The 19,260-nt window shown below is 67.8% G+C and carries 21 protein-coding genes; 7 read left to right on the top strand and 14 right to left on the bottom strand.

All coding sequences use genetic code 11. The features are described 5' to 3' along the window. The first annotated feature begins 50 nt into the window (after positions 1-50). On the top strand, positions 51-581 hold the full coding sequence (locus AB0O15_RS28635; RefSeq protein ID WP_364324230.1) for a hypothetical protein: 531 nt from the start codon (positions 51-53) through the stop codon (positions 579-581). Positions 582-666: 85 nt separating this feature from the next. Here AB0O15_RS28635 and AB0O15_RS28630 read toward each other — a convergent pair whose 3' ends face one another. The 7 genes from AB0O15_RS28630 to AB0O15_RS28600 all read right to left on the bottom strand — a co-directional run bounded on the left by AB0O15_RS28630 (position 667) and on the right by AB0O15_RS28600 (position 6,543). Further along, the gene (locus AB0O15_RS28630) at positions 667-1,047 is read right to left on the bottom strand and encodes a hypothetical protein (protein WP_364324228.1); all 381 of its coding nucleotides are present in this window, start codon (positions 1,045-1,047) and stop codon (positions 667-669) included. 103 nt (positions 1,048-1,150) lie between these two features. Continuing rightward, positions 1,151-1,504 (bottom strand): hypothetical protein, encoded by a 354-nt coding sequence (locus AB0O15_RS28625; protein ID WP_364324226.1) that lies wholly within the window; start codon positions 1,502-1,504, stop codon positions 1,151-1,153. Positions 1,505-1,539: 35 nt separating this feature from the next. Continuing rightward, positions 1,540-2,754, bottom strand: a complete 1,215-nt coding sequence (locus AB0O15_RS28620; protein ID WP_364324224.1) for a cytochrome P450 — start codon at positions 2,752-2,754, stop codon at positions 1,540-1,542. Further along, positions 2,751-3,239 (bottom strand): hypothetical protein, encoded by a 489-nt coding sequence (locus tag AB0O15_RS28615; RefSeq protein WP_364324222.1) that lies wholly within the window; start codon positions 3,237-3,239, stop codon positions 2,751-2,753. Before AB0O15_RS28615 ends, AB0O15_RS28620 begins: the two co-directional genes overlap by 4 nt. Next, positions 3,229-4,698 carry a hypothetical protein gene (locus tag AB0O15_RS28610; RefSeq protein WP_364324220.1) on the bottom strand — a complete coding sequence of 490 codons (1,470 nt, stop codon included), beginning with the start codon at positions 4,696-4,698 and terminating at the stop codon, positions 3,229-3,231. The genes AB0O15_RS28615 and AB0O15_RS28610 overlap by 11 nt, the downstream gene beginning before the upstream one ends. A 267-nt stretch (positions 4,699-4,965) precedes the next feature. Continuing rightward, entirely contained in the window at positions 4,966-6,003 is a 1,038-nt protein-coding gene (locus AB0O15_RS28605) for a hypothetical protein (RefSeq protein WP_364324218.1), read from the bottom strand. Positions 6,004-6,381: 378 nt separating this feature from the next. Then, the gene (locus AB0O15_RS28600) at positions 6,382-6,543 is read right to left on the bottom strand and encodes a hypothetical protein (RefSeq protein ID WP_364324216.1); all 162 of its coding nucleotides are present in this window, start codon (positions 6,541-6,543) and stop codon (positions 6,382-6,384) included. An 85-nt stretch (positions 6,544-6,628) separates the two neighbouring features. Here AB0O15_RS28600 and AB0O15_RS28595 point away from each other — a divergent pair, with 85 nt between their 5' ends. Next, a complete protein-coding gene (locus tag AB0O15_RS28595; protein ID WP_364324214.1) occupies positions 6,629-7,351 on the top strand; it encodes a hypothetical protein in 723 nt (240 codons plus the stop codon). Between the two features lie 54 nt (positions 7,352-7,405). Here the strand turns inward: AB0O15_RS28595 and AB0O15_RS28590 are convergent, their stop codons facing one another. Then, on the bottom strand, positions 7,406-8,005 hold the full coding sequence (locus AB0O15_RS28590) for a TetR/AcrR family transcriptional regulator (protein ID WP_364324212.1): 600 nt from the start codon (positions 8,003-8,005) through the stop codon (positions 7,406-7,408). Positions 8,006-8,213: 208 nt separating this feature from the next. Here AB0O15_RS28590 and AB0O15_RS28585 point away from each other — a divergent pair, with 208 nt between their 5' ends. Beyond that, entirely contained in the window at positions 8,214-9,224 is a 1,011-nt protein-coding gene (locus AB0O15_RS28585; RefSeq protein WP_364324210.1) for a CPBP family intramembrane glutamic endopeptidase, read from the top strand. A gap of 56 nt (positions 9,225-9,280) precedes the next feature. After that, the gene (locus tag AB0O15_RS28580) at positions 9,281-9,691 is read left to right on the top strand and encodes a pyridoxamine 5'-phosphate oxidase family protein (RefSeq protein ID WP_364324208.1); all 411 of its coding nucleotides are present in this window, start codon (positions 9,281-9,283) and stop codon (positions 9,689-9,691) included. 463 nt (positions 9,692-10,154) lie between these two features. Here AB0O15_RS28580 and AB0O15_RS28575 read toward each other — a convergent pair whose 3' ends face one another. The 4 genes from AB0O15_RS28575 to AB0O15_RS28560 form a co-directional block, all read right to left on the bottom strand. Next, positions 10,155-10,733: a TIGR03086 family metal-binding protein gene (locus AB0O15_RS28575; protein WP_364324206.1), complete on the bottom strand. Its 579-nt coding sequence runs from the start codon at positions 10,731-10,733 to the stop codon at positions 10,155-10,157. A gap of 259 nt (positions 10,734-10,992) precedes the next feature. Continuing rightward, positions 10,993-11,880 carry a patatin-like phospholipase family protein gene (locus AB0O15_RS28570; protein ID WP_364324204.1) on the bottom strand — a complete coding sequence of 296 codons (888 nt, stop codon included), beginning with the start codon at positions 11,878-11,880 and terminating at the stop codon, positions 10,993-10,995. Positions 11,881-11,895: 15 nt separating this feature from the next. Beyond that, on the bottom strand, positions 11,896-12,882 hold the full coding sequence (locus tag AB0O15_RS28565) for an amidohydrolase family protein (RefSeq protein WP_364324202.1): 987 nt from the start codon (positions 12,880-12,882) through the stop codon (positions 11,896-11,898). Between the two features lie 326 nt (positions 12,883-13,208). Beyond that, on the bottom strand, positions 13,209-13,748 hold the full coding sequence (locus tag AB0O15_RS28560; RefSeq protein ID WP_364324200.1) for a TetR family transcriptional regulator: 540 nt from the start codon (positions 13,746-13,748) through the stop codon (positions 13,209-13,211). A gap of 173 nt (positions 13,749-13,921) precedes the next feature. Between AB0O15_RS28560 and AB0O15_RS28555 the strand changes: the two genes are divergently transcribed. Then, a complete protein-coding gene (locus AB0O15_RS28555) occupies positions 13,922-14,449 on the top strand; it encodes a hypothetical protein (protein ID WP_364324198.1) in 528 nt (175 codons plus the stop codon). A 136-nt stretch (positions 14,450-14,585) separates the two neighbouring features. Here AB0O15_RS28555 and AB0O15_RS28550 read toward each other — a convergent pair whose 3' ends face one another. After that, on the bottom strand, positions 14,586-16,820 hold the full coding sequence (locus AB0O15_RS28550; RefSeq protein WP_364324196.1) for an alpha/beta fold hydrolase: 2,235 nt from the start codon (positions 16,818-16,820) through the stop codon (positions 14,586-14,588). Between the two features lie 136 nt (positions 16,821-16,956). Here AB0O15_RS28550 and AB0O15_RS28545 point away from each other — a divergent pair, with 136 nt between their 5' ends. Both AB0O15_RS28545 and AB0O15_RS28540 read left to right on the top strand, forming a co-directional pair. After that, complete coding sequence (locus tag AB0O15_RS28545; protein WP_364324194.1) at positions 16,957-17,472, top strand: TetR/AcrR family transcriptional regulator; 516 nt, start codon at positions 16,957-16,959, stop codon at positions 17,470-17,472. Between the two features lie 163 nt (positions 17,473-17,635). Continuing rightward, positions 17,636-18,052 carry a hypothetical protein gene (locus tag AB0O15_RS28540; protein WP_364324192.1) on the top strand — a complete coding sequence of 139 codons (417 nt, stop codon included), beginning with the start codon at positions 17,636-17,638 and terminating at the stop codon, positions 18,050-18,052. 99 nt (positions 18,053-18,151) lie between these two features. On the opposite strand, the gene AB0O15_RS28535 is transcribed toward AB0O15_RS28540, so the two are convergent. Next, positions 18,152-19,057: a phosphotransferase gene (locus AB0O15_RS28535; RefSeq protein WP_364324190.1), complete on the bottom strand. Its 906-nt coding sequence runs from the start codon at positions 19,055-19,057 to the stop codon at positions 18,152-18,154. Positions 19,058-19,260: the final 203 nt, after the last annotated feature.

The following is a 19,260-nucleotide window of genomic DNA, read 5'->3' as shown; positions in this document are numbered from 1 at the left end:
CTCCCGCTCCCGCCTGACCCGCAACCACCACCCGACCGTCACGGTCCACGATGCCGCATACCCACACCCAAATCAGGCACCTATCCAGTTACATCGGCGAAACCGCCGAAGGCCAGGGAACGTTCGAGGTGCCGGCGGGAAAGGCCGACTATCGGCTTGAGATGTCCGCACGCCGGGGCGCCCCGCACGTCTTGTCGACGGAGGTGACTGGCACGTGGACCTTCCGATCAAGGCACACCGGCTCGAGCAAACCGCAGCGACTGCCGATTTCTACCGTACGGTTCCACCCGAAGCTGGACGACGACAACACTGCACCGGCAGGCCGGGAGTTCGCTGTTCCGTTGACTGTCGACCGGTTGGAGGGCTCTGCGGCCGGACGCGTCAAGACACTGACCGCTGAGGTCTCCTATGACGACGGGGCCCATTGGCGACCGGCGCGGGTCACCGGGTCAGGGCAGAAGCGGGTCGTCATGCTGCGGCATCCGGCCAACCCGGGTTTCGTGTCGCTGCGCGTGAGCTCCACCGACACGGCAGGCGACAGGATGAAACAGTCCGTAGTGAGGGCATACCGAATCGGTTAGCCCTGCACGACAGCAGTAGTTGACCAGAATTGCACGACGCCAATACCGCCTGTCGGTATTGGCGTCGTGTGGCACGGGGCGGCTGTCACGGGGCCCAGCCACCGTAGCCGCCCTCCTTCCAGGGCGTGGTGAAGGCAACGAGAATCAGGAACACCAGCAACCAGCCCATGGAACCCCACCAGAGCGCCCAGACACCCACTACGGAGGCGCCCAGAAAGAACGGCAACGGGCCGAACATCGCGGTGACGGTCAGGCCGTCCAGGAAGCGACGCAGCGGGCCACGCGGCGGCGGCGTCCCGATAGCGATCGCCGCGGCGAACAGCACCGGGAACACGGCTCCCACCACGAACCACACCCATCGGTCGGCCTCGGGCGGCAGGACACCGATCAGGACGGCGACAAGCACGACGAACGCCACCGCAATTCCCCATGCCCAGCGCTTGCGGCGAAGTCGCCCGGCCGTCATCGGTCCAGTATGGGTTCCGCAAACTTCCGGCGGAAGAATGCGGATGGAGCCACCGGGGCCGCGTTGATCAGCAGTGCGAATGCCGCCTTGGCGGGATCTGCTCCTATGTTGGTGGCCCGGTCTCGATGTATTCGAATACCGCGCCGTCCGGGTTCCTCGCGATCAGCCGGGCGCCGTTCGGGGCGGGGCTGGGTCCGTCCAGGATGTCGCCGCCGGCCTCGGTGATGTCGCGGATCACCGGGCCTAGATCGTTGACCAGCAGCGTGGCCACCCGGTTGTTGTATCGGGCCGCGTGCGGACCGGACAGCAGCAGGAACGGGCCCACGCTGGCCAGTTCCACGCCGGCGAAGGCGAACCGCTGCACCTCCGGGGCGCCCGAAAGGGCCTGGTACAAGGGAATCGCCGCGTCGAGGTCGGGTACCACGACCCGGGCCAGCACTGCGGTGATGTTCGACATTCATCGCCTCCGGGCAACGGTGACGGGATCCTGCGCTACCAGGCGACCGGCAGCGAGTGGACGCCATAGGTGACATTGGATCGCCGGTACGACACGTCCTCGAAGGGGACAGCCAGCCGTAACTGCGGGAACCTCCGCAGCAGGGCGGGAAACGCCAGGTGCATCTCCAGGCGGGCCAGCGGAACGCCGACGCAATAGTGCACGCCGTGGCCGTAGGCCAGGTGGGTACGGGGTTCCCGGGTGAAGTCGAGCCGATCGGGGTCCGGGAACCTCGATTCATCCCGGTTGGCGGAGGGGATCGCCACCAGCACCTGCTCGCCGTCCCTGATCAGGGTTCCGTTGACCGTCACGTCGGCGGTGGCGGTCCTGATCTCCCCATGGTTGGGGATCGACACGTACCGGACGAGTTCGTCGACGGCGCGCTCGACGATGTGCGGATCGTCGCGCAGCAACGCCAGCTGTCCGGGATGGCGCAACAGGGCGAGGGTGCCGATGCCGAGCATGTTCGCGGTCGTCTCGTGCCCGGCGACCAGCAGCAGGTTGCCGATACCGACGAGCTCCTGATCGGTGACGGAGGCCCCGTGCTCCTGGATGATCCGGCCGAGCACGTTGTCGCCGGGCTGCTTCCTGTTGTGCTCGACGAGTTCGCGCATCCCGGCACGTAGCGCGTTCCGGGCCGGGATCAGCGTCTCCAGGCTGGACATCACGTCGGTCATGATCCGGGTGTGGCCGGCGAAGTCGAAGCCGAAGTCCTTCGGTACGCCGAGCATCTCGCAGATCACCGTCGACGGCACCGGCAGCGCGAACTCCTCGACCAGATCGACCGGCGGCCCGGCGGCGGCCATCGCATCGAGGTGGTGCTCGACGATGGCCTCGATCCGGGGCCGGAGTCGCGTCATCCGTTGCGCGCTGAACTCGCCGGCGACCATCTGGCGCAGCCGGGTGTGTTCCGGTGGGTCGCACTCGATGAACGTGCCGGGCTGCTGGTCCTGCAACTCCTCGGCCAGCGTACGGTTGCCCGGCTCGGGCAGGACGATTCCCAGCGGGGTCAGTTCGCTGCTGAACCGGCGGTCGCCGAGGATGTCCCGGCCGTCGTCGAACCGGGTGACCAGCCACACGACGTCCCCACCGTTGATGGTTATCCGGGTGATCGGCTCCTGCGCACGCAGTCGGCTCATCTCCGGGTCGGGATCGAACGGGCAGCCGGCATCGCGCCGGTACGGCAGGGGCAGCGTGTCGCTCGGCGTCACGACGCCGGCCCCTCCTGGTCGCCGGACGGCACGTGGGAGACCCACTCGCAGCTGCGCTCGCCGAGCTCGTGCTCGACCGTGACGCCGAGGTGGTCGGCGGTCCGCTGATGCAGGTCGACACAGAACTCGCAGGGTCGCTTGAGAGTCAGCTGTACGCCCTGCTGCTGGGCGCGCTCCCGGTAGTCATAGATGCCACAGCGGCGCACGGTGAGCCGGGAACGGTCGGGTGTCTCCGTACGGCTGGTGTCCGAACCGTAGACCTCGAGCATGGACTCCAGGCCGGTCAGCAGATCGCGAGCCTGGCCGGCGGCGTCGGGCACCCGCCGGCGGGCGGCTTCGGCGTTGATACTCGCGACGTGCTCGGTCCACTGTGGCAGGCCGTCCACGCCCATGAACCGTTCGATCGCGGCCTGCGTACGGAAGTAGACACCCAGCACGAACTGGGTCTTGTCCGCCTCGGACATCGGGCTCCGGTCAGCTTCCATCAAAGGTGATCCTTTCCGGTTCGGTGAGCGTGCCGTCGGGGTGCGCCGGACGCAGACCGGTGGACGCCTCCACCTGCCGCAGGGTCTCTCGCAGCGCCGCTTCGATCGGCGCCGGAAGCCTGCTCCACGCCCGCGCGTCGTCCAGGTCCAGCATCCGCGACAGCTTCCAGCCGACGTAGGAACCCATCGTTGCCAGTGGTGGGAGCGCGTTCACGACACCGATCCCGAAGCGCCGCCCCGCGAAGGACGAGCCGAGACGATCGGTCGTGGCGGCGACCCACGAGTCACTCGGTGGCTGGTCGGTGGTCACCAGGCAGACCACCTCATGGCCGCGGACGACCAGCATGTAATCGAGGACGATCGGCCCCCCGCCGGCGCCGGACCACAGTTCCGCCTCGAAGTCCTCCTGCCGTACGTTCACGCCGCCGAACGTGATCACATCCTGTCGCCGGCCGAGCGTACGCATCACCGGCAGCGCGAGACCGCACGGGCACGGTTCGCCCGTCGTCCGGACCAGGTCACCGGTCCGGTAGCGCACCAGCGGCCGGGCCGGCAGATCGAGGGTGGTGACGACCAGTTCGCCGCTGTCCGGCCCCCCGTCCACCAGCCGGGTGCCCCGTTCGTCGTGCAGTTCCAGCAGATAGCTCTGCAACTGCAGATGCAGGCGTCCGCGCTCGCAGGTCACCGCCGTCGTACCGGTCTCGGATGAGCCGTAGGAGGCGACGTACGCGGTCGCGCCGGTCAGCTGTTCCAGGTGCCGTAGCAGGCTGTCGCCGGTCTGCTCGGCCATCAGCAGCAGCCGGTCGAAGCGCGGCGGCGGCGTGCCGTTGCGGACCGCGAAGTGCACCAGCTCCAGCAGGCGCGAGGCCGTGCCCACGTACACATTGGCCTGCAGGTCCGCGGCCAGCCGGAGCACTCGGGTGTAGTCGCCGGTGACGTTGTCGACCCACAGCCGCATCGACAGGACCCCGAGATATTCCAGGACCTTCTCGAACTGGTAACCGGCAGGAGCGAAAGGACCATTGATCAGGATCAGCGCCGTATCCGACGGGTCGAGAATCCGGCCCCACATCTCGCCGATGTTCATCGTGTTGACGACCAGGTCGTCGACGGCCTTCGGCGCGGCCACCGGGTCGCCGGTCGTACCCGAGGATTCGTAGTAGTGCAGGAAACTGGTCACCTGCCGGGTGAACGCGTCACGAGACCGGGCGCGCAACTCCCCACGGTCGAGCAGCGGCACGCTGGACAACAGCTTGGTGAGCACCACATCGGCCGGCAGCGCGCGGGCCTCGGCGAGCGTACGGTCGTCCCGCCAGTCCCGCAACGACTCCGCATGGAGCCTCGAGTGAGCCGCGACAGCGAGCGTGTCGAGCAACTTCCGCGCCTGCAGTGCGCTCAGGTCATCCGTACCGGCGTGGACCGCTCTGACCGTTCGCAGATGAGACTCCACAAGGCTCATGTGATGAGCGCGAAGGACCTCGTCACGCACGAGCAACACGGCGTCTCCTCAGATCTACAGCGAGCACCGGCCGTCGCGAGGCGGAAACGGCGGGCGCAATGACCCCTCTCCGGAGATCCTCCGGAGAGGGGAACACTAGAGGCACCCGCCCGGAGAAGCCCACGATCCGCGCAACCAGGTCTCAAACGGGCAATACATCGAGCGTTTCTGGCCATCGCCGCCGTGGCAGCCGCGACTACCCCGGCCGGCAGCCGCGCACGTCCATGGTCAGCCCCGGGACGCGGAGACCACCCGGGTCGCCGAGGTGACACCGGGCAACGGACGCTTGCCGTTGAGCACAGCGTCGTACGAGCGGTCGCCGTGCAGGGAGCGCTCATAGAACGCCACGGCATAGGCGGTCAAGGCCGACTGCTGAACCGCGGGGGTCAGCTCCGCGGCCGGGCACGTGCTGTCGTCGTCGCCGAAGAGACTCGGCGACGTCCACCGAGTGTTGAAGTAGTTGTGGTTGGCGCCGGTCAGCGACACCGAATACGCGGGTTGCCGGGTTCTGCCGACGACGTCGTCCAGGTATTCCTGTCCACGCTCACCGACCGCACCGTCACAGGTGCCGGTGACGACACCGACCGGGATTCTCGTGACGAGCGTATCGCTGTTGTCCCCTTCGGGATCGTCGAACTTGACCGGGGCCAGCGGCAGCACCGCCCGGACCGTGACCCCAGCGGGCCACTCGGCGCGGTGCTTGTCGGAGGCCTGCCACATAGCGGCCTTACCGCCGCGCGAGTGGCCCATCGTGCCGACGTTTCCGACATCGACGCGCCCGGTCAGCGCGCCGAGCCGGCTCACGAGCGGTCCGCGCCCGGCGGCGAGCTGCGCCCACAGTCGCAGGTGCTCGTTGACAAGCCGGGCGCGGTCGCCGTAGTCGAAGGACGTCTGGTTCACGCCGTCCACGCTGATCGAGGCCACGACGAAACCGCGCCGGGCCAGGACAGCACCGAGGTAGTCGTACCCGCGGTAGCTGGGGAACGGCTTCGCTCCGCCCTCGCAGGGCCACTCGGCGGCGTCCTGGGAGTCGCAGGCCCACCACGAGCCGTGCGACTGGATGATCAACGGAAGCCGGGCGCCAGGATGCCGCGGGTAGTGCACGACCGCCCGGATCTCACTCACGGTGCCCGACTGCGAATCGGTGAGAGCTGTGTCGCCGAGGTCGTACTCGGCGACGGCGACCGCCGGGTCGCCGCTGCGCGATTGTTCGTCCGCGGACGCCCCGAGGCGAGCCCCGGCCGAGATCAACCCAGCTGAGAGCACAACAGGCAGTACCACCGCACAGATATGTCTCATTCGCATGTGCGGCATTTTGCCAACTCAATATCAGGATCATGTCAGGGAGCTCTGACGGTCTCAGGCTGTTCTTCAACCTGCGTCGGTCCCCCGGGAAGCCATGCTTTTGTGGCCCGGGCCGCAGGTGGCGGCCCGGGCCGTCGCTGTTATCGGCAGCAGGTGCCGCTGGCCCACACGGCGACGCCGTCGCTGTCGCGGTAGAGAACGAGGTTGCCGTCGTTCTGCTGCACGAGGGTGGAGGCGCCGTTGCCGGCGGTGTTCGAGGCCCAGACCCCCGCACACCTTGTCCTTCCTGGCCTCGGCCCGTGGCGACCGGATCTGCTGCCTGGGGGTCAGTGACTTCGGTCAGCCGTCGAGCCTGCCGGACGCGTACAAGATCCATCGGATCGATGTCGCCTCCATCGTCGACGCGGCGTTGACCCTGGTCGGCCGGTGACCGGCGTCGACGAGGTCCCGGCCGCCGGCCACGCCCTCGACGTCCTCGACCGCCCGGCGATGCTGATCCACGACGACGCCGTCCGGGCCAACATCAGGCTGATGGCGCGTTACTGCGCGGCGCAGGGAGTGCTGCGCGCCGCATTCCAAGACGTCGATGTCGGCATATGTGATCGACCTCCAGGCCGAGGCCGGGGTGTGGGGCTCCCCTCGGCTCGAGCTGCGCGGCGTGGCCTGCTTCGAGGGCCTCACGCCGGCGCGGGGTGACTCTGCGACGGCTCCCGTGATCGACCTCCTGAGCAAGGCCCGGACCGCTGTCGTGGCCATCGAAGCGGCAGGCTTGTTCCCGAGGACACCGATCGTGACAGCCGGCGGATCCGCCTTCCCCGACCTGGTGGTGCAGGAGCTCGGACCCGCCCGTTTCGCGTTCGACACGACGACCGTGCTGAGGGCCGGGTGCTACGTCACCCACGACCATGGCGTCTACCGTGACACATCGCCATTCGACGGCCGCGCCGCCGGCCCCGAGGTCCCTCGGCTGTCGCCGGCCCTCGAACTCATCGCCACGGTGCTGTCCCGCCCCGAACCCGAATTGGCGGTCGCGGGGTTCGGCCGGCGCCACGTTCCGACCGACGATCGGCTGCCGGTGGTGCTCGGCGTCTTCGGCGCCGGCGGGGAGGAGCGCCCGACCGCGGCCAAGGTCGTCCGGATCAACGACCAGCACGCGATGATCCGGGTCCCGCCGAACTCCGCCCTGCGCCCAGGCGACGCCCTGAGCATCGGCATCAGCCACCCGTGCGGCGCCTTCGACCGGTGGCGGACCATTGCCGTCGTGTCCGAAGAACGTCACGTCATCGGCGCCTGCACGCCGAAGCTCTGACCCTGGACAGATTGCCTTGCCAACCCGCCTCGTGAGGAGCCGCCCGCACGCGGTTCAAGGGTTGAGGACGCAGTCGACGGCCATATAGAGGGTTTCGGTCTCGGACCTCAGGATCGAATCCTCGGCGGGCAGGGCTCGCTCGATCGAGAGTCCGTTGAGGACGGTGAGGAGAAATTTCACCCGGCGTGCGTGGTCGCCCTCGGGCAGCGCGCCTTCGTCAGCGAGGACCGTCAGCCAGTACTCGACACTGCGCCAGCCTCCCTGCTCCATGGCGAGATACGCCGCGCGCACATCCTCGGTCGGGTCGGACGCGATATACGTCTGGTACGCCTTGGTCCACGCCTCACGTGCCTGCTCCCCGACGCCGGCCGGGGCGAGCACCTGCCGGAGGCAGTTGACCAGTCGATCCCGGGCGGGTAGCGATCGGTCGTGGATCGGGCTGTCCGGGAACACCTGAGCGTAAATTCTGGTGAGCAGTGCGTCCTGCAACGCGCGCTGGGTCGGAAAGTGGAACCTGAGCGAGCCCGTGCTCACCCCGGCCCGTGCCGCGACCGCACGCACGCTCAGTCTCACCGTCACATCCTCTGCGAACATCGCCGCCGCGGCCGCGAGAATCCGTTCCCGCGAGCCGGTGCTCTCGTCGTCCTGTGTCACCAGCCACCTCCTGTCGCAGCGTACTAGCACACTGTGCTAGCGTCGCCACTAGCACAGTGTGTTAGTGGGGTGGCGACGGTCAACGACGAGTGAGGAAACGTGATCGAGGACTGGCGGCTATGCCGTCGACCTCCCGTACCGACACGGGCAGCGGCAAGGCGAAGCGCACCAAGCCGGGAAATAACCACACCCCCGATAAGAGGACGCCATGACCACGATGATCGAGCCGAACTGGCTACTCACTCCGGGCGTGTCCCGCAATGGGCCGCCAGTTCCAGCCGGAGTGGAATACCACCGGGTACTCGCAGGCGACAAACGCCGGATCGGTCGCGGCATTCTCGCGATCATTCTTCTGCTGGCCGGGCTCGTCATCTTCCCGACGGTCATCGGCAGGGCGGTTGCGCTCATCGACGTACAGCTGGGCAAAACCCCGCCGATCCTGGGCGGCACCGACTACACGCCGCTCTACCACGCCAGCTCGATGATCTCCCTCGGCCTGCTCATACCGTGGAGCATGCTCATCCAGCGGTGGCTCTTCGGCGTACCCGGCGCATCTTTGCACTCCGTGACGTCGCGGTTCCGCTTCGACCTGTTCGGCAAGTCGCTGCTCATCCTCGGCCCCGCCTGGCTGGTCGTGAACATCCTCGGAGCCCTCGCGCCCGCTGACGAGTTCCCTTGGTCGCACACCGACCTCATCGCCATCTTCCTCGCCACGATGCTTTTCACCCCGCTGCAGTCGGCGGGCGAGGAATACGGCGTACGTGGACTGATCTTCCGCGTCATCGGAAGCTGGACCCGCAGCCCACGGGCCGGACTGGTCGCCGGGGTGCTGGCCTCGAGCGTGCTGTTCACGGCCCTCCACGGCTCAACCGATCCGTACATCATCATCTGGTACTTCGTGCTCTGGACCGGACTGGCCGTCATCACCTGGCGCACCGGCGGGCTCGAGATCGCGGTCATGCTCCACGCCGTACTCAACACGTTCTCCTTGATCCTGGCCACATCCCTGCGGCTGGATCTCGGTGGTGCACTGCAGGACCGCTCAGCCGGAGCCGGCACGCCGTACCAGCTCGTCCCCACCTTCACCGTCATCGTCATCACCGCCATCGTCTGGTGGTGGACCCGAAAGACAGGACCAGCACTCACGGCGGGCCGTGTCCCCGCCACTCCAGTTACGGCGCACGCAGGTGCTGGTTCCCCTGAACTGCGGCGACCCTGAGTCAGCGTGCGGCGCGCTTCTTTTCGCACGCCGCAATGCCGTCTACGTTAGGGATCATGTTCCGCGACGATGATCTAGCACTGCTCGCCCGTCCGCTGTACGCGTTCCTGACCGTCGCACCGCACGGTGACCGCTGGCCCGCACCCCGCCCCGTGTGGTTCGAGGCGACCGGCGGCGACGTGGAGATGTTCTCCGTGGTGGGCGCGCCGAAGCTCGACCGCCTTCGCGAACATCCACGCGCCTCCGTCGTGGTTGCCGCCCCCGTCGGCGAGCCGGAGCACTGGGTATCGGTTGAGGGGCCGGTCACCCTCCACGAGCACGGCGGCGTCGAGCTGGCAACACGTCTCGCCGGCCGCTACTGGGACCTGAGCGACCCGGCCTACGGAAAGTTCCTCGACGAGTGGCGGACCACCGGCACCGTACGTATCGTCCTGCACCCGGAGAAGGTGAACCGCTTCGCCGCCTGATTCGCGCCTGACCGATGCGCAACCGCCTGGCGGATGGACGGCATGTCCCAGCGCGCACGCGACGGCGCCACGGCGGCAGAACTCAGCGACACCGCGGAACTGGCCATGGCCGCCTGGCCGACGCCCTGACCGCACCGACCGATCCGGCCAGTTCGCCCAGGACCTCGGCGCGGACCAGACGTCGCTGATGGCCGCGACCCAGCGACCGATCACCGCCGCCGCGCTCAACGACCCAATCCGGTTCACAGCGCTGTCCATAATGGAGGATGGTCAGAGGTGGTCGGTGTAGAAGACACCACGGCCGCCGGGGCCGGCCTGAACCTGGCCGTGCTCGGCGCGGCCTACCTGCTGATCGAGCTGATCGTCGGACTCGGCTACATCAGCGTCGGCCGCCGCCTGAGCGCCACCGGCATCCCGGCGCGTACCCAGCAGCGGTCCTCTTCACGCCGGCCTGCCGGGTCCCTCACCTGGCGGGCGTCCACCCCGGGTCCCGCCCCGCGAAGGCGACGACCCGGTCCATCGTGGGCGCGTCGTCCGCGATCGGAACCTCGGGGCCGAACGCCATGACCGGGCCGCGCCATTCCGGCTTGATGGTCGCCTGGTAGAAGACGAGGGCCTGAGCGGCGGTCGCCTCGTCCGGCTGCCAGGGCCGGCCGACGGCCCGAGCCAGCTCCCACCCGTGGGTGATCACCTCGATCAGCAGCATGTCCACGACGATGCCGCCGGGGAAGGACCCGCCCAGGTGGGGCACGTTCACGACGGTCGTCTCGACTCCGGCGTCCAGGGCGGTCCGCAGAGTCCCGGAGAGCCGCGCGAGGACGACTTCGAGGTCGTCGGGCCCGGAGTACGCGTGCGGATCGGCTCCGTTGTTCTCGGCGCCGGGATCACGGAAGGCGACGTCGAAGTAGAGGAGCCCGCCGGTAAGGTGCCGCCGCAAGCCCAACACGTCGAGGCCCGCCGACGGGGTCGGGAGCGCGTACTGGTCAGGGGTGGGGGCGGCGGCTACCCGTGCGAGGTCGTCGAGCACATCCAAGATCGTCATAGGGACCATCCAATCAGCTCGGCCGGCGCGCGACGAGAACCGTCGCGGACCGGCCCCCCACGCCCGAGCCGCGGTCATCCGAAGATCGTCCAAGACCACGGCGCGACGACACCGCACCGCCCTGCCCGACCCGACCGCCCTGATCACGCCACCACCGTCCACATGGGAGCCACATAAACACTCACTCAGCACCGCTGTTGTCGTCCGCCGCCTGATGGGAGCGAGTATTGCCGGATGCGAGCGTCTGATCCGTAGGATTTCAGAGGTCCCAGGCCGCCCGGATTGTTGCTGCTTCGTGTTCTGCCTGGCGCTTGCCGATGTGCAGAGCCCGGCCGGCGATCTGTGGGTCCAGCATATTCACCGGCGCCCCGAGGTCGCTGAAGTCGGGCTCCACAGCGATCAGTCGTGTGGTTCCGCGCAACTGGGCCACTTCAGCGTCCGCCCGGATGTCCGAAGCGGCCCGAGTGTTGTCGACTACGCCACCGGGAGTACCGATGGGATGGCAGGACACGACCACGACAACGTCGCTTGGCGGGGCCACCGTGGCGTTGAGGTGGTTGAGGAGGCCACCGTCCATGTAGCGAACTCCGTTGATGGTGACGGGCGGAAACAGCATCGGGACGACGCAGCTGGCGGCGACGGCGTGCAACAGCGGCACACCGGATTCTTCGTCCCACACGACGAATTCGCCGGTGTCGGTGTCGATCGCCGTGCATCGGAACCCGGCCGGCCAGGCGGCGCCGTCGAACGTGTCGAGCAGCCCGAGGTAGTCGGCTTCGGTAAGCGTGGTCGGGGCCTGCTGTACTGCGGCGCCGACCGCGCGGAGTGCTTGCTGCGGGTCGGCGGCGAGGGCGGCTTGGCGTGATGCGTTCAGAAAGCTTTCCGAGCCCGCCGTCATGCTATCGACGTCGAGCTTCTGCCCGACTGCTGCGAGGATGGCGAGGGCGTCGGTGACGTCCCGGCCACTGGCCAGCAGCGCACCGACCAGGGCTCCGGCGGAGGTGCCGACGATCGCCGAAGCTCCCGCCAGCTCGATGCCGGCTTCGCGCAGCCCGGCGAGCAGGCCGGTCTGCCAGGCGACCCCGACGGTGCCGCCACCGCCGAGAACGACCGTGCGTGTTGGTGTGCCATTTCGCTGAGGAGTCATGGCTGCTGTCCTTTTCTACTTCGTTGTGAGGCTGATACCGAACAGGGCACAGGCGTTGCCCGCGGTGAACTTCTCGCGGTCGTCGGCGGGGAACGCGGTGAGGAACTGCTCGATCCCCTCCCTGACCGGCCGTTGGAAGGGGTAGTCGGTCGAGAACAACAGGCGGTCGGGCGTCGTGACATCGAGGGCATGCCGCAGCAGCGTGGGATTGAGCATTCCGGAGCTGGTGATGTGGAAGTTGGAGCGGATGTAGTCCGACACCTTCCGCTCCAGGCCCGCGATGCGGGAGAGGCCGTCGACTCGATCCGTCCAGAACAACAGCAGTTCGCCCCAGTGACCGAGCACGAGTTGCAGGTCCGGATGACGGTCGAAGGTGCCGCGGACGATCAGGCGCAGGGCGGCGACGGCCGCCTCGACGTGCCAGCCCCACCCGAACGTCGCCAGGGCCAGGTCGGTCATCGGGTCGAAACCGCTGTAGGCGGCCAGACGGGTCGGGCGCGAAGGGATCTGCGGGTGGATGAAGATCGGTTGTCGCAGGGCTGCGGCCGCGGCAAACAGGTCGTCGTAGCGCGGATCGTCCAGAGGTGTCTCGCCGGTCCGTCCGTAGACCATCGTTCCGACGAACCCGAGGCCGGCGGCGCGTTCGAGTTCGGCGACGGCGGCTTTCGGGTCGGCCATCGGCAGGGTGGAGAACGCTCGTAGCCGTGCGGGGTGCCGGCTGACGGCCTCGGCGGCGACGTCGTTGGCCCGCTCGCTGAGTGCCCGTGCCCGCGTCGGCTCCAGTGGGTGTGTGCCCGGCGGTGTCAGGGAGAGGATCTGCAGGTCGACGCCTTGGGCGTCCATCGCCGCGATCCGGGCGTCGCCGATGTCGTGGAGGCGTTCGAGGTTGTCGCCCATCTCGTCGAACAGCACGCTCGGGTCACCGTAGTCCTCCGGCAGCGCCTTCACGGCCGACGTGAGGGCGGGCAGATTCCAGTGTTCTTCGATCGCGATCAGTGCCACATCAAGGCCTCCCGGCTCGCTGCGGCAGTCCACTCAACCGCCGTTGAGCGAAGACGGTACACCAATCGCTCAACGGCTGTAGAGTGAGATCACCATCGTCAGGAGCCGCCTGGTGGTGCGCAGGCCGAGCCGGCGAGCGCTCCGGTTCGCGATGTCCAGGTCCCCGCCGAAGAGCCAACCACCGGGGCGGGCCAGGCGGTCAGGTCGATATCAAGGTGGCCACGGGCTCGTCGCGGCGTGGTCGGTGCATGGCGGATCAACCTCTACCGAGTCGAGTGCCCGCACCTATCGGGACGGGTACCGGCCGGAGCAGTTGTACGACCGGCTCACGAGTCGTCTGACAGATGTGCGATCCAGCCTCGCGCGGCCTGGAGCAGAGCGTCGTGGGAGACGTCGTCGAAGGCGCGCAGCTTCAGAAAGTGCTGCGTGATCGTCAGGCCGAGGATGCCGCTCACCGTGATCAGTGCGCGCAGGTGTGCGTCGTCGCCGTCCAGTGACCTGGTGAGGTTGTCGACGCGTTCGTCGAGGTAGGCCCGCATCGCGTCGGCGGCTTCGGGCACGGTGAGCATGGACCGGACCAGGGCGGCGGTCTCCGGGGGCAGTTCGCCCAGCCGTACGGTGAGGACGTCCAGAAGGTGCTCGGCGGCGAGGTTGCTGCTGTTGTCGGGCAGCTGAACCGCCGCGTTGAACAGGGCACCCTTCGACCCGAAATGCTGCATCACCAGCGAGGCGTCCACTCCCGCCACGCCGGCGATGCCCCGGATCGTCGCCCCGTCGAAGCCGCGCGTCGCGAACTCCTGCCGGGCGGCTTCGAGGATGCGCTGTGCGGTGCGGGCCCGTTTGACGTCGCGGGAGGTCCCGGTCATGGATCTCACTATACAGGCGTTGAGCGATCGGTGTACGCTCTCGCTCAACGCCGTTGAGTGAACTGCCGCAGGGACCGGGAATCTGATGTGGCACTGATTGCAATCGAAGAAACGTTGGAACCTGCCAGCACTCACGTCGGCCGTAAAGGCGCCGCCGATGGGAGGACGACAGAATGAGATTGCTTTTCAGTGACGAGGTCGAGGTTGACTACGGCCAGATCTTTGTCGAGAGCAGAAGTGACAGCGACCCGTTCGATCTGTGGGATGCCTTTGCCGGGCAAGAGGGTGTCGGGCTTTGCGGGGGCGCGAGAGGCGGGAGCCTGCTTCTGCAGACCGGCCTGCAGAATGGCGGCGTCGGCTTCACTGCCGAACTGCATGACAGCCGACCCGGGCTGGACGAGACCTGGGAGGACATCGTTGAGGTCCCGTTCCGGCCGCTGTCGGACGAGACGAGGCTGCGGCAGTGGAATGGCAAACGCCAGTGGGATTTGGGACTGGAGGTGGCTGACTACCGCGTGCGGTACTCGGCCGCGGAGATGGACGCCGCATTCGGCCTGAACAACCGCGACGACGACGAGCCGCAGACTGACCGCTATCTGCTGCAGCTCTGGCCTGCCCCTCACGAGCAGGCCCGGGTGCTCAAACAGGCCAGCAGGCAAGCCGCGAAATGGCACGCCTTCGCCACTTCGCCTGTGGGCTGAGCAACTTCCTCGAATTCGCCCTGTTCTCGGTCGCCGCCCGCCGGCCGCCGCACATCTCGCTGCCGGTCACCGGGGCCATGTGGCTATTTGAGTCGGCGGCTTCGGGCCGCATCTGCGACCTCGAACGGGATGAAGCTCATACAGTTCCGGGTTGAAGGCTGTTGCTTCGGAGCCAGGTGCGGATGGCCTGGATATGTTCCGCTTTGCGTTCCAGCGGTAGCCAATGGCCGGCGGGTATCGAGACGACAGCGAGGTCTGCGCAGGCTGCGCGCATCGGGTCGCCTTGGCGATTTCCGGTGATGGTGCAGATCACGTCCCACTCGCCGTTGATGAACAGCACCGGTTGTGACAGGCGGCCGCCGTCGGGTGCTTTGCGGGCATAGGCGATGTTGGCGTCATCGTTGGTGTACCACGCACAGGATGGACCGAAGCCGTGAGCCTTGAACGCTTCTACCAGCATGTCGAAGTCGGCCGGCGGCCAGAGAGCCGGGTCGGGTTGTGTGGGCGGGGCCTGGTGTGCGGCGCCGAAGCGGCCTCCCTGGCGTGTGACTGTTGCGGATGGTGAGACCTTGCCGACGGCGTCGGGGGTGCCCGATCGATAGATCGAGGCCAGTGTTGCCGCCTGGTCGGCGTTGAGGTCGTTGACCGCCGTCTCGAAGTGCGTCGTGTAGAAGCGGTAGTAGTCCCATTGACCGTCGGGGTACTGGCCAGCCGGGTAAATGGTCCGGTCGACCAACGGGACAAGCGTGGTCAGGCTGTTCGCGTCGGGGAAATACGCCCAGGAGGTCAGCACGAGAGCACGGCAGCGCCTGGGTTCATGTGCAGCCAACGCACCGGCCACGATGCTGCCCCAGTCGTGGCCGACCCAGATGGCGGTTTTTCCGCCGAGGTGGTCATGGAGTTCCGCCATGTCCGTCACCAGTTCGTTGATGGTGTAGGCGTCGTGGGCCGCCGGGGCGGACGATTTGCCGTAGCCGCGTAGATCGGGAGCGACGCAGTGCCAGCCGTCGGCGGCGAACGCGTCCATCTGAGCGCGCCAGACCAAACCGATTTCCGGCCAGCCGTGCAGGAAGATCATCAACGGTCCGCCGGTCGGCCCGCACTCGAGGTAGTGCGTGGTGTGACGAGGCGTGCTGAACGTACGCGAAACCAAGGTCGACGCCACGCCGGCGTGAAGATCGTTCTCGCTCACCCGCCGGCGCGCCCGGACGATCCCGGCCACCAAGGCGATCAGCACCAGGGCGACTTCCAACGCCCCGTACGCGACGGCTGTCGGTTTGAGCCCGAACCGTTCGGCGGCAAGCCCGGCCGCGAGCGCCGGCACGCTGAACGCGAGGTAGCTGACGATGTACATCGTCGCGAAGACCTGTCCTCGCTGGGTCTCCGGCGCCGCCTCGCCGAGCGCGTTGATGGCGAACCGGAACGCCGCGCCGAAGCCGAACCCCGCGACCACCGCCCCGGCCACGTAGAGGGGCAACGCACCCATCATCGTCGCCGCGATGGTGGCCAGGACGCCGACCGCGAGAGTTCCGTAGCCAAGCCGTTCTTGAAGTCGCGGCGGCAGGGCCGTCGAGACAGCGGTGCCCGAAATGCCGGCGGCGAAGAACACTGCCAGCACGATGCCGACGACGAAATGACTTCGCACGTCCAGGAGGGTGCCCAGTATCGACGACCCGAGCGACAGATACAGCCCGGCAAGCGCCCACGTCGCGCCGATCGAGGGAAGCAGTGCGAAGAAGACCGGCCGTGTGGCCGGCGGAAGTCCGGCGCTGGGCAGCAGCGACCGCCAGATCGATCCGGGCGATGCCGACTCGGGGCGAGCGCGTTCGGGGACCAGCCACACCAGCGCTGCCAGCACTAGATAGACGACGGCGAGGATCCAGAAGACGAGTTGACGCGGGAAGGGCGCGAACTGCACCAGGGCGCCGGCGAGGACCGCGCCGATCGCGATTCCCAGGGCCGGGACCGCGCTGCTCACGATCGAGCCGAACCGCGGGCTGGGGGCCGAATCGATGATCATGGCTGTCGTGGTGCCGGTGGCAGCACCGACGGCGAAACCCTGCACGATGCGCGCGGCCAGTAGGTCGCCGGTACCTGCGGCGATCGCGAAGAGCAGCATGCCCAGCGCGAGAAGCACCAGGGCTGCGGAGGCGACCGGCCGACGTCCTACCCGGTCCGAGAGCGAGCCGACGGTCAGCAAGGCGGCGAGCAGTGCGAAGACGTAGACGGCGAAGATGACCGTCAGCGTGAACGCGGAAAAACCCCAGAGGCGCTGATAGACCGGATAGAGCGGCGACGGTGCTGAGGCGGCCGTCAGCGTCGCTGCGCCGGCGGCTCCGGCAACGAAGAAGGAGACTGGACGATTGCGCATGAGACCTCCAGCAAAAGCAGTGATCTTTGCTTTAGCCACCGTAGGGCAGAATCTTGTTAAAGCAAAGATCTCTGCGTACGGTTGTGATGTGTCTGACCGAGCAAGCGCAAGCCGCCCCGGAGGACGCAGCGGTCGAGTGCTGACCGCGATCTACACGGCGGTCGGTGAGCTCGTAGGCGAAGGTGCCGACAGGATCAGCTTTCCGGTCATCGCCGAGCGGGCCGGGGTCAACCCGACGACGCTGTACCGGCGCTGGGACGACGTCAACGCGCTCCTCGAGGAAGTCGCGGTCGCCGCCCTGACGCGAGACGGTGAGTCGTTACCCGACACCGGATCACTCGAGCAAGACCTGACGCAGTGGGCGAACATCATCGCTCGCGACATCACCCGTCCCGAGCGGGTCCGCTATCTGCGCGCGATGGTGTCGGCCCGCGTCGATATCGTTTCGGGCTGCCCGGTCACGGAGACACGGCGCGAGCAGGCGTCCAAGATGGTCCACCGGGCCCGCGAACGCGGGGAGGCGACACCGACAGTCCCGCAGATCCTCGACCACGTCATCGCGCCGCTGTACCACCACGTCGTCTTCGCATTACCAGTCGACCACGAGTACGCACGACGTCTGGTCCACGATGTGCTGACCATGGCCCGCTGAGCCCATGTCGGGCGCCTGCGGTAAGCCGACGTATTTCTGGACCGAATTCCCATGAACACGCACGCAGAAGACATCGCGATCCCGACCGCAGAGTGGTCGATCGACGCAGCGCGAGCGCGCAATCACTCCGACCTCGATCCCTTGACCCACTAGGAGAACCACGATGTCAAGCACTCAAATCAACCCCGACGACCTCGAGGCGGCCGCCGCGGCCTTCCCCGCCGACACTCCGCTGTTCATGCTCAACCTGCTGCGATTCCACCCCCAGGCGCAATACACCAGCACCAGCGACGGCGAGCCCTGTAGCGGCCAGGACGCCTACCTCACCCGCTACCTGCCGGCCTTCAACACTGCCGTGCAGCCCTACGGAGGCTCGGAACTCGTCTTCGCCGGCATCGTCATCGCTCGCGTCGTCGGACCAGTCGATGACAGCTGGGATGCCGTAGGCGTCGCCCGCTACCCCAGCATCAGCTCGTTCCAGCACCTCCTCAACGACCCCGGGTACCAGACAACCGCTGAACCCCATCGCCGCGCCGCGCTTGCCGACTGGCGCCTCTATGCGACCACCGCCCTGGGCTGAGAAGTGCGAACGCGAGCAGGTTTCGCCGTCCCGGCCGGGGCGAAGCCCGCCATGCCCGACAACTTCTCCGCTCACGGCAGCGGCAGCGCAGGGCCGACGTCAGAGGCCCGTCAGGACACGATCGAGTGCCGACCGGCCGGCGGGCCCCCAGTTCGGCTTCCCGCCGGGCAGGCCGCGGTCCCCGTTCTGGCCCATCAGCATCAGGAACAGGCACTTCATGGCGGCCAGCCCGCGTGCCCGGCGGAACGTCACCTCGTCCACCTGGGCGTAGCTGTCGAAAAACCGCGCGGCGCCTCCCTCGGGCAGCAGCAGCCACGCGGCCCCGAGGTCCCAGGCCGGATCGCCGGCGAAGAGCGCGCCGAAGTCGACGATGCCCGCCAGCGTGCCGTCGGCGACGACGACGTTCGCCGGATGCAGGTCACCGTGCACCCATACCCGTGGTCCCGGCCACTCGGGGGTCGCCGCCGCGTCGTCCCACAGGGCCCGGATGTCGCCCTCAGCGAAGCCGAAGTCGCCGAGGTCCACGGCCTCCACGAAGCGCTCGAACCCGTCCTTGGAGTCCTTGGGGTGGAGGCCGAGCTCCGAGGCGCCCGGTGCATCGGCGGGCGCCTCCACGTGCAGCGCTTTGAGGAACGCCGCCAACGTGTCAGCCGCGTGGTCACCGCGGGCGATCGTGGCTTGGTCCAGGGGTGTGCCTTCCACCCATGTCATGACCGTCCACATCTTGGGGAAGCGCTCGGAAGGCGTACCGCTGCGCACCGGAGTCGGGATCGGAAGCGGCAGGCGTGGGGCCAGCAGTGGCAGCCAGCGACGCTCCTTGAGCTGCAGATCGGGGCTCGTGTCCATCCGCTGCACCCGGACGGCCAAGTCGTCCCCGAGGCGCCACATCTGGTTTCCCCAGCCGCCCGCCACCTCGCGGACGGGCAGATCGGCCAGGTCCGGATGCTGCTCCCGCAGCAAGTCGCGGACCAGATCTTCGCTGACCTCAGTCTCGGACTCGATCACGGCACGTCACGTTACTTGAGCCTCACGACCTCACCGGCGCGGCGGGGTACCGCGGACAGCGACTGCTCCGCGCAACCCTCGCCCATACGCCGTGCTGTACCTGGTCAAAAGGGCTCCTGCCGCAGATCTGTCGCTACTTCCCGATCGCCTGATGGACCGAGCGGATCGCGCTCGAACCTTCACCTACGGCGGCTGCGATCCGC

Origin of the sequence: Actinoplanes sp. NPDC089786, assembly GCF_040684855.1 — a bacterium.
Lineage (GTDB): Bacteria > Actinomycetota > Actinomycetes > Mycobacteriales > Micromonosporaceae > Actinoplanes.
The sequence above is the reverse complement of the archived record's forward strand: the minus strand, read 5'-3'. Positions and strand labels throughout refer to the sequence as shown.